The following is a 2101-nucleotide window of genomic DNA, read 5'->3' as shown; positions in this document are numbered from 1 at the left end:
CTACCCGGGGGGTGCCCCCGCCCCCCTGGACAGCAGCTTTGATGTTCCCCTCGACGTCGAGCCGGTCGGCGCCGCGTTGCCGGTGCCCGTCGACCCGCCGCCCCCCGCGCCCGTCGAGGTGGAACGGCGACCGATCATCCCCCCGTCGCTGCGACGCGACACGTTGCCCGCGACCGTGCGGCACACCGCCGGACGCTGGCGCCACATCGTCGCCTACCACGCCGTACGCGTCCCCTGGTACGCCGTGGTGGTCCTGCGCGCGGCGATGGTCGGCGCGGTGCGCACCGCTACGCGGGTGACCGCGTGGGCAAGCCTGCCCGAAACAGACCGTCTCCTAGAGTCCGCGACGTCGGCGGGGGACGCTGCCCTGTGGCTCAAGCTGGCTCGGGAGCTACGCGGGACCCGCCGGGCGCGCGGGCTCGCCGTCACCGCCGGCGTGGGCGCCGTGGTCGCCGCGTGGACGCTGCTCCTTCCCACGCTGCCTACCCCGTGGCTCGCGGTCGTCTGCCTCGCACTGGTCGGCATGCTGGCCCGCGCGGGGCGTGACCCCGGACGGCCCCTCATACCCCCCGCCATCGTGACCCCGAGATTCCGCCGATTGACGGCCGACATCGTGTTGCGCGCCTACTATGCGGCCAAGCTCGGGAATCCGGACAAGCCGGATCAGCAAATCACCTTCGGATCACCGATGGCCCGGGAAGGGGAAGGCTCCCGCGTTGTCGTTGATCTTCCTTATGGGAAAGGTCTAACGGACGCGGTTCGCACCCTACCTAGTATCGCGTCCGGGCTCGACGTCTCCACATCACAGGTATTCATCTCCCGCGATGACAGCAGCGTCCGCCGACATGTCCTGTGGGTCGCGGACCGTGACCCGCTCGCCCTTCCCGCCGGAACCACCCCACTACTCGCCCGGAAACCAACGGATATTTGGAAACCCGCCCCGTTCGGCCTCAACGAACGGGGGCGCCCGGTGGCGCTCGACATGATGTGGAACAGCATCCTGATAGGCGCTCAACCGAGGCAGGGAAAAACATTCGCGTTGCGGTCACTGGCGCTCTATGCCGCCCTTGACCCGTACGTGCGAATCTCCGTTTTCGATGGTGGTGGGAAACCTGACTGGCGCATCTTCTCGCTGGTAGCGGACCGGTGCGGATTCGGCCTGGCACCCGACATCTCAGGCGACCCCATCGACACTCTCCTGTTCACACTGCGGGAGCTGAAAAAAGACGTCCAACGCCGCTACGTCGAGTTGTCCAAGCTTCCCCCGGCGATCTGTCCGGAGGGCAAGCTCACACGGGACATAGCCCGCGACCCGGACTACGGCATGCCCGTCTGGTTGCTCGCCCTCGACGAATTCCAAGAATACTTCAACACCGGCAACCAGGACGCGGACAAGGAAATAGCCGAGCTGCTCGTCTACCTCATCCGAGTGGCACCTGCGGCCGGTGTCATCATCGGCAGCGCCACACAACGACCGTCCGGGATCGGCAGCAGCGGGGAAACCTCCCGAAGGTTCACCGACTTCCGCGACAACCACATTATCCGCTTCGCGCTGAAAACCGGTTCCTGGCAAGTGTCGGATCTCGTTCTCGGGTCCGGTGCGTACACGGAAGGATTGGACTCGTCCACGCTGCTCCCGCAACACAAGGGGGTCGGAATCCTGCGTGGCGCGTCGGACGCGAACCCGACCGTGAGAACGTTTCTCGCGGACGCCCAGCACGCCGAGCAGATCATTCATGCGGCGCGTGCGCTACGGCAGGCCGCGCGCACGCTGACCGGGCAGGCCGCCGGGGTACCGGTGCCCGCGCGCCGCGATGTCCTCGCAGACGTCGCCGCCGTGTTCGCCGGGGAACCCGGACTGCACTGGGCAGAGATCGCCGAACGGCTGTCAGCCACCGCCCCGGACGTCTACGCCGACGTGACCGCCGACGTGGTCAGCGCCCAAGTACGCGCGTTGGGCGTGCCCAGCGTGGACGTCAAGCGGCGCGGAACGGTGCTCAAGGGCGCACGCCCCGCGGCCATACAGCCCCCACCCCCCCGCGCGGCCGGTAGCCCACCCGCCGCAACCGGGTAGCGGCCACACCCACCCCACACCACCCCC

At 68.3% G+C, this 2101-nt stretch carries 1 protein-coding gene; it reads left to right on the top strand.

The window, feature by feature from the left end; translation table 11 throughout:
- Positions 1-163 precede the first annotated feature (163 nt).
- Complete coding sequence (locus C1A33_RS24290) at positions 164-2074, top strand: cell division protein FtsK (RefSeq protein ID WP_133150809.1); 1911 nt, start codon at positions 164-166, stop codon at positions 2072-2074.
- Positions 2075-2101 lie beyond the last annotated feature (27 nt).

The sequence above is a fragment of the Frankia canadensis genome (assembly GCF_900197875.1).
Lineage (GTDB): Bacteria > Actinomycetota > Actinomycetes > Frankiales > Frankiaceae > Frankia > Frankia canadensis.
This window is presented reverse-complemented; position numbering and strand designations above follow the sequence as displayed.